Raw genomic sequence first — 7,386 nt, 5'->3', positions numbered from 1 at the left:
GCCTCGGTCACCGGGCCGGCGAAGATGCCACCGGCGAAGGCCAGACCCGCGATGCTCAGCATGCTCTTACGCAGAATGTTCGTGTTCATCAGAGAAGCTCCATCCGGGGGTTGGCGACGCGTCCCAATGGGGGTCGGAACACGCGCAAGCACCACGATCAGGCGCCCAAAAGATCAGAGGAAAAGTCTTCGACCGGCGGCTTCACAAGCGGGGGCTTGCGGCGCCGGGACTGTGTGTAACGACCACCGGCCGGCCATCATTCCGCCGAAGGGGCGGAGGCTGCTCGGTCGTGAGACCGGGCCGGGGGATGTAACGACCACCGGCCTGCCGTCATTCCGCCAAGGGGCGGGGCTGCTCGTGCGATCGTCCAGGGGATGTAACGACGAGGCGCCCGGGGTCATTCCGCCAGGGGCGCGGGTCCATCGGGCGGCAGCGCAAGTCACCGACTGCTGCGGTCGTACAGGAGATGTAACGACCCCGACCCCGCCACCATTCCGACCTGAGCGTGCCGCCGGCCACGAAACGCAACCACCGCCAGCGGACAGGCCGGACGCGCCCGCCAGGCCGACATGCTGGAAACGGACAGTCGAGGCGATACACCCCACCGGGCACGGTTCGGCCTGCCACCGCCTGGGCGACACCCGACCGCCCGGACCCGCCCGGGGACGGCGTGCTCGCATCGTGAGCGGGAAGCGGTGAGCGGTACCGGACCGGTTCGGGGTTACCCTGACAGCATGCAGGCCGTCGTCCCCACCGCGCCCCACCTGGCCCGTCCGGGTCGCCCCGCCGTGGTGGCGCGCACCCTGGCGGAGCTGGCCGGCCCCACCCGGGGCGTGGTGGAGCTGCCGGTGCGGCTGATGTGGAACGCCGACCGTACGTTCGACCTGGCCGACCCGGACCAGCTGCTCTGGATGTACGAGAACGTGCTGCGCGAGACGACCCGCGCCGAGGACCTGCGCCACCTGATCAATGGGCGCACCCTGCGGCGGGTGTGGCGGCGGTTGAATTTGCCCCGGGGCGTACGGCAGGCGTGGGAGAGCCGGCACCGCGGTCTGCGCGCCGCGTGAACCTGCCGCACCTGCACGACTTCTACCGCGAGGTCGCCCGGGTGGCGCTCTCCGCCGCGGGACCGCATCGTTTCGTGCTGGGTGGCGGGATCGCCTGGGCGGCGCACGGCCTGGTCACCCGCCCCACCGAGGACGTCGACCTCTTCGCCGACGTGGAGGGCGCCGCCGCGGCGGCCGCCACCGAGGTACGCGCGGCGCTGGAGCGCGCCGGGTTCACCGTCGCCGACGCGGACCCGGACAGCGATCTCGGTGACCTGTTCGAGGGTTTCGACCGGGACATGAAGGACTTCGTGGTCACCCGCGGATCCCGGCGGATCCGGCTCAGCCTGGCCCGCCTCGACCGGTACCGGTCACCGGTGGTGATGGACCTCGGACCGGTGATGGACGTCCGGGACCTGGTCGCCAACAAGACCGCCGCGCTGGTCAACCGGCGCGAGGTCCGTGACTACATCGACGTGTCGGCGGCGCTGGACCACTACCCCGTCCCGGAGCTGCTCGACCTGGCCCGGCAGGTCGACCCGGCGCTCGACGCCGACGACGTCCGGGAGGCCGGACGCTACCTGGACCGGATACCGGACCGACGCTTCGCCCGGTACGGGCTGGACGCCGCGCAGGTCGCCGAGCTGCGGCGACGACTGGCCGCCTGGCCCCGGTGACCGGCCGGCGTCATCCGCCGTGCCCGAGGCTCGGTGTGACGGCCGGATGACGGTCGGCGCTGGTGGGGTGGAACGGGACGCCTCGGGCGCTTGTGGCAGAAGTGACAGCCGCTCGTTATGGTGCGCAATGGCGCCCACAAGGCGTCCACCCCCATGGAAAGGCACCTCATGACCTCCTCCTCCGCCTCGCGCCGCCAGGTGCTGGCCGTCGCCGCTGCCGCCGCGACCGCCCCCCTGATCGCCGGCGCCCCCGCCCGGGCGGCCGCCGCGGGACCGAAGACCTGGGACCTGACGATCCTCGGCACGTCGGACACCCACGGCAACGTCTACAACTGGGACTACTACAAGGACGCCGAGTACGACGACAGCAGGCACAACGACGTCGGCGTCGCCAAATTGGCCACCCTGGTCAACCAGATCCGCGCCGAGCGCGAGGGCCGGGCCACCCTCGTCCTCGACGCCGGCGACACCATCCAGGGCACGCCGCTGGCCACGTACTACGCCAAGCAGGAGCCAATCACCGTCACCGGTGAGACGCACCGGATGGCCAACGCCATGAACATCCTGAAGTACGACGCCGTGACGCTGGGCAACCACGAGTTCAACTACGGCCTGCCGCTGCTGGCGAAGTGGATCGAGCAGCTGGGCTTCCCGGCGCTGGCCGCGAACGCGGTCAACGAGGCGACCGGCAAGCCGGCCTACCTGCCGTAGGTGATCAAGAAGGTCCGCCTCGGCGGCGTGGACTCCCCCACCATCAACGTCGGCATCCTCGGCCTGACCAACCCGGGCGTGGCCATCTGGGACAAGGCCAACGTCGAGGGCAGGCTGGTCTTCCCGGACATGGTCGAGACGGCGGCGAAGTGGGTGCCGATCATGCGGGAGCGCGGCGCGGACCTGGTCGTCATCTCCGCGCACGGCGGCGACAGCGGCACCTCCAGCTACGGCCCGGAGCTGCCGAACGAGAACCCGGTCACCCTGATCGCCCAGCAGGTCCCGGGCATCGACGCGATCCTCTTCGGCCACGCCCACGCCGAGGTGGTGGAGAAGTTCGTCACCAACACCGCCACCGGCGAGCGGGTGCTGACCGCCGAGCCGTCGAAGTGGGGCCAGCGCCTCACCCGGATGGACTTCACCGTGCAGAAGGTCCGCGGCCGGTGGAAGGTGCTCGCCGAGGGCGCCACCATGCTCAACACCAACACCGTGGTCGAGGACCCGGCGGTCCTCGCGGCCGTGCGCGGCCAGCACACCAGGACCGTCGAGTACGTCAACACGGCCGTCGCGCGGTCCAGCGTGGAGCTCTCCGCCGCCGAGTCGCGCTACAAGGACACCCCGATCCTGGACTTCATCAACCATGTCCAAACCGAGGTGGTCACCACCGCGCTCGCCGGCACGTCGTACGCGGGCCTGCCGGTGCTGTCGATCGCGGCGCCGTTCAGCCGTACCGCGATCTTCCCGCAGGGTGACGTGCGGATCCGCGACGTCGCCGGGCTCTACGTCTTCGACAACACCCTCGAGGCCGTGGTGCTCAGCGGCGCCGAACTCCGGGCCTACCTGGAGTTCTCGGCGAAGTACTTCCGGACCCTGCCGGTCGGCGCGACGGTCGACCCGGCGACCATCAGCGACCCGGCCGTGCCGGACTACAACTACGACGTCGTCTCCGGCGTCGATTACGACATCGACATCAGCAGGCCGGTCGGCCAGCGGATCACCCGCCTGGTGCTGCCGGGCACCGACACCCCGGTCGCCGACACCGCGCAGTTCGTCGTCGCGGTGAACAACTACCGGCGCAGCGGCGGCGGCAACTTCCCGGGCATCGTGAAGACCCAGGTCTACAACGAGCAGCAGGAGATCCGCCAGCTGCTGATCGACTGGGCGCAGGCCAAGGGGGTCATCGACCCGGCCGACTTCTTCGTACCGAACTGGAAGCTGGTCCGCGAGGGCGTGCCGGTCCTCTGACCCGTACCGCCGGACGGGCCGTGGGTGCACACCCGCGGCCCGTCCGCGCGTCAGCCGCCCCAGCCGAGCGCGCGCTGGTCGAGGTTGTCGACGGGTTCGGGGTAGTCCCGCCGAGGCTCGGTCTCGCTGAGCTCGACCCGTTCGTCGGGCCGGACGGGCGGGGGCAGCTCGCCGAAGCGAACGTGCCGCAGGAAGCGGTACTCCTCGTCGCTGAACGACGGGCGATCCGGCTCACTCATAACCGCATTGTGCGGCCCCCGGTCCACCTCCGCACCCGGCTCGCCGGCGCGCCCGCCCGGCCGATCACCTGGGCAGGTCGGTCAGCGCCCGCGCGCCCGCCTCCGGGCGGCGGGGGCGGACCGGCGGCAACCGGTCCAGCACCGCCAGCGCGGCGCGGACCGGTGGCCGGGCCAGGGCCGTGTCGAAGCTGGCACGGCCCTGGCAGAACCGGACGAACATGGTCCAACCGGCGGGCGTGGCCAGCAGGCCGTGGAAGACGTCCGGGCGGCGTTCGAACACCTTCAGCAGGCGGTGCCCCGCGCGCATCGACGGCACCAGTTGATCGCGTACGTCCCGCTCGTAGCGCTCCGGGTCACCGTCGGCGACCGCGGCGCCGGCGAGCGCGCCGGACCGCAGCGCGTAGCTGATCCCCTCCCGGCTCCACGGTTCGAGCAGCCCGGCGGCGTCCCCGACGACCAGTACCCGGCCGCGGCGCAGCGGCGCGTCGTCGGCCCGGCAGCGGGTCAGGTGGCCCGAGTCGTGCTCCGGCTCCACCCCGGACAGACCCAGCCGGTCGACGAAGTCGCGCAGGTAGGCGCGGGTCCGCTCCCCGTCGCCGCGGGCGGCGATCACCCCCACGGTGAGGCTTCCGCCCTTCGGGAAGACCCACCCGTACGACCCGGGGACGGCACCCCAGTCGAGCAGCAGCCGCCCGCGCCAGCGCTCCTGCTCGGCGGGGGAGACCGGCAACTCCCGCTCCAGCCCCAGGTCCACCTGCCGGAAACGGACACCCACGTGCCGGGAGGTGACCCCGGCGGAGCCGTCCGCCCCGATCACCGTCCGGGCGTGCACGGTGGTCCCGTCGGCCAGGCGTACGCGTACCCCGTCGGGGTCCTGGTCGAGGCCGCGGACGGCGACGCCCTCGCGGACCTCGGCCCCGGCGGCGAGCGCGGCCCCGCGCAGCCGGTCGTCGAACTCGTCCCGGCGCACCATCGTCACCAGCGGGGTGCCGTGCCGGCGGGTGAAGCCGCGCCGCCCGTCCCGGGTAAAGGTCACCCGGTCGACCCGGTCGTGTGCCGGCACCTCGATCCGCCCGGCGACGGCGGAGAGCGACGTGCCGATCAGCCCGCCGCCGCAGGTCTTGTAGCGCGGATGGGTGGCCCGGTCCAGCACCAGTGTGCGGACGCCGCGGGCGGCGGCGACCCGGGCTGCGCAGAGCCCGGCGGGGCCCGCCCCGACGACCACGAGATCCCAGGTGATCACCGTGCCAGCGTAGGGCACCCCGCGCCGACCGGCCGCTCACGACCGACCGATCGGGTGGGCATTCTCGGTCGCCCAGGGGGTAACCGGCCGTACCCAGACCGCCCGGCCGCACGGGCGGGTCACGGCAAGGAGGTCAGCATGCAGCAGGTACGACTGTCGGAGGCCGAGGTACGGGTGTACGAGGCGGTGTCCGCGCTGGAGGCGCGGGGCCAGGTGCCGTACCCGGACCTGATCGCCCAGGAGGCCGGGATGGCCGAGGAGGAGGTGCACGCCCCGTTGCACCTGCTCACCGAGAAGGACCTGCTGCACCGGGAGGACTCGCCGATGGCCGGACTGGACTTCGGTCCGCGGTGGTGCGCCCGCCAGATGGCGTGACCCGCCGCCGGTTTGCCGGCAGAGGGCCCGGGTAGCGGGCGGGGATGCCTGATCGCCAACCCGCCGTGCGCGAACCGGGCGACGGCCGCCGGTGGCAGGCGCTCGGGGTCGGACTGGTCGCGACGTTCATGACGTTGCTGGACGTCAGCATCGTCAACGTCGCCGTCCCGTCGATGGACGAGGCGCTCGGCGCGAGCCCCAGCGACCTGCAGTGGGTGCTCTCCGGGTACGCGCTGACCTTCGGTTTGGTCCTGGTGTCCGCCGGGCGGCTGGGCGACGCCCGGGGGCGACGTACCGCCTTCGTGGTGGGCGTCGCCCTGTTCACCCTCACCAGCACCCTCGCCGGGCTGGCCCGGTCCCCCGGTTGGCTGGTGGCCGCCCGGCTGATGCAGGGCGCCGCGGCGGGCCTGGTCAACCCGCAGGTCACCGGCCTGGTCCAGCAGTTGTTCCGGGGTTCCGAGCGGGGCCGCGCCTTCGGACTGCTCGGCGCCACCATCGGCGTCTCCACGGCGGTCGGTCCGCTCCTCGGCGGCCTGCTCATCCACCTGGGCGGCGAGGAGCACGGCTGGCGCTGGGTCTTCTTCGTCAACGTCCCGGTCGGCGTCGTCGCGGTGGTGCTGGGGTGGCGGCTGCTGCCCGCCCGCCCAGCGGGGCAGCCCGACCGCCACCGACTCGACCCGGTCGGGGTGCTGCTGCTCGGCGCCGGGGTGCTGCTCCTGCTGCTGCCGCTGGTGCAGCGGGAACAGTGGCACAGCCCGTGGAAATGGGCACTGATCCCGGCCGGCCTGCTGGTGCTGGTCGCCTTCGGGCTCTGGGAACGCCGGTACGCCCGGCGGCAGACCCCCCTGTTCGACCTGCGGCTGTTCACGCTCCGCTCGTACACCCTCGGCGCGGTGATCGCGCTGGTCTACTTCGGCGGCTTCACCGCCATCTTCTTCGTCTTCACCCTGTATCTGCAGAACGGCCTCGGATACAGCGCCTTGGTCGCCGGCCTGGCGATCACCCCGTTCGCGCTCGGATCGGCACTGGCCTCCGCGCTCGGCGGACGGCTGGTCAACCGGTTCGGCCGGCCACTGGTGGGCATCGGCCTGCTCGTGGTGGTGGTCGGTCTCGCGGCGGTGGTGCTCGTACTGCGCGGCTCGCCGACCGGCTCCGTGCCGCTGCTGACGGCGGTGCCGCTGCTGCTCGCCGGCCTCGGCAGCGGCCTGGTCATCACCCCGAACCAGACGTTGACCCTGTCCCAGGTGCCGGTGCCGCAGGCGGGCAGCGCGGCCGGGATGCTCCAGACCGGCCAACGCATCGGCTCGGCCGCCGGGATCGCGGCCGTCGGGTCGCTGTTCTTCTCGTCGCTGGCGAGCAGCGGTGGGCAGTGGTCGACCGCCTTCCGGCACTCCCTGCTGCTGGCCGGCGGCATCATCGCGCTCGCCCTGGTGGCGGCCGTGGTGGACATCGTCCTCAACCTCGACCGCCGCCGCTGACCACCCCACCGCTCCTCGCGGCGCCGCGCTCCCCGCTCCCCTGGCGCCCGTGCGCCCTCGCCACCGCGGCCTCGCCCTCGCGCTGATGATCATGAAGTTGGCGGCAGTGTGGATCTCCGAACCTGGCGACAACTTCGTGATCATCGGGGGGTTGGGGTTTGGGGACAGTTGTTGTCGTCCCAGCGACAACAACTGTTCACGATCCGCCGAGTCAGACGCCGCTGGCCGGCACCCCCGGGTGGGGGTGCCGGCCAGCGGGTGGTTCGTGAGTCAGTTGTTCCAGTGCTTGGCGACCAGGTCGGCGGCCTGCTGCTCCCACTGTGCGTAGTGGAAGGGGTAGGCCGAAACCTGCACGGTCTGGGCGGCCTCGGT

General features: G+C 72.3%; 6 protein-coding genes and 1 pseudogene. 5 read left to right on the top strand and 2 right to left on the bottom strand.

What is annotated here, in order from left to right; all coding sequences use genetic code 11:
- Positions 1–734: 734 nt before the first annotated feature.
- The 3 genes and pseudogenes from AC5L3Z_RS29380 (at position 735) to AC5L3Z_RS29370 (ending at position 3,679) form a co-directional block, all read left to right on the top strand.
- The gene (locus AC5L3Z_RS29380; RefSeq protein ID WP_334534518.1) at positions 735–1,067 is read left to right on the top strand and encodes a hypothetical protein; all 333 of its coding nucleotides are present in this window, start codon (positions 735–737) and stop codon (positions 1,065–1,067) included.
- Positions 1,064–1,723 (top strand): nucleotidyl transferase AbiEii/AbiGii toxin family protein, encoded by a 660-nt coding sequence (locus tag AC5L3Z_RS29375; protein WP_494846613.1) that lies wholly within the window; start codon positions 1,064–1,066, stop codon positions 1,721–1,723. The genes AC5L3Z_RS29380 and AC5L3Z_RS29375 overlap by 4 nt, the downstream gene beginning before the upstream one ends.
- A 168-nt stretch (positions 1,724–1,891) precedes the next feature.
- A pseudogene (locus tag AC5L3Z_RS29370) lies at positions 1,892–3,679 on the top strand (bifunctional metallophosphatase/5'-nucleotidase).
- Between the two features lie 50 nt (positions 3,680–3,729).
- Here AC5L3Z_RS29370 and AC5L3Z_RS29365 read toward each other — a convergent pair.
- Together AC5L3Z_RS29365 and AC5L3Z_RS29360 are read right to left on the bottom strand one after the other, a co-directional pair.
- Positions 3,730–3,918, bottom strand: a complete 189-nt coding sequence (locus AC5L3Z_RS29365) for a hypothetical protein (protein ID WP_494846611.1) — start codon at positions 3,916–3,918, stop codon at positions 3,730–3,732.
- A gap of 64 nt (positions 3,919–3,982) precedes the next feature.
- Positions 3,983–5,161, bottom strand: coding sequence for a geranylgeranyl reductase family protein (locus AC5L3Z_RS29360; RefSeq protein ID WP_494846610.1), 1,179 nt, complete (start codon positions 5,159–5,161; stop codon positions 3,983–3,985).
- A gap of 138 nt (positions 5,162–5,299) precedes the next feature.
- Here AC5L3Z_RS29360 and AC5L3Z_RS29355 point away from each other — a divergent pair, with 138 nt between their 5' ends.
- The gene (locus AC5L3Z_RS29355) at positions 5,300–5,536 is read left to right on the top strand and encodes a hypothetical protein (RefSeq protein ID WP_494846608.1); all 237 of its coding nucleotides are present in this window, start codon (positions 5,300–5,302) and stop codon (positions 5,534–5,536) included.
- Positions 5,537–5,580: 44 nt separating this feature from the next.
- A complete protein-coding gene (locus AC5L3Z_RS29350; protein ID WP_494846607.1) occupies positions 5,581–7,014 on the top strand; it encodes an MFS transporter in 1,434 nt (477 codons plus the stop codon).
- Positions 7,015–7,386: the final 372 nt, after the last annotated feature.

The organism is Micromonospora sp. LZ37, assembly GCF_059359015.1.
The sequence above is the reverse complement of the archived record's forward strand: the minus strand, read 5'-3'. Positions and strand labels throughout refer to the sequence as shown.